Genomic DNA, 280 nt, shown 5'->3' with positions numbered 1-280 from the left:
CGCGCGTGGCTGGACGAACAGAAGCCGGGCGGCCGCCCGTTGCAGCAGCAGACCCAAGCCCTCCAGGAGTTGATCAAGTCATGTCGTTGATGCGTACCATCCTGCTCATCCTCATCGCGCTGGTGGTGGCCTCGCCGGTCGCTGCACAGACCGCCAGCTCGCGCGGCACCGGCTCGGCCAGCTACGGCCTGCGCCTGAGCGCCGATACCCGCGCCCAGGCCCTGAACAAGGCCAAGGTCAACGCACTGGAGGCATACATCGCCGAAACCGGTGCGGCCAA

The 280-nt window shown here is 67.5% G+C and carries 1 protein-coding gene; it reads left to right on the top strand.

Features of this window, described 5'->3' with window-relative positions:
* Nucleotides 1–80: 80 nt before the first annotated feature.
* Nucleotides 81–280 (top strand): hypothetical protein (locus EN804_RS36775; RefSeq protein ID WP_210237408.1); only part of this gene is annotated, 200 nt, incomplete at its 3' end.

Source organism: Mesorhizobium sp. M8A.F.Ca.ET.161.01.1.1 (assembly GCF_004792105.1).
Taxonomy (GTDB): domain Bacteria; phylum Pseudomonadota; class Alphaproteobacteria; order Rhizobiales; family Rhizobiaceae; genus Mesorhizobium.
Note: the sequence above shows the minus strand (reverse complement) of the source record. Positions and strands in the feature narration are given on the sequence as shown.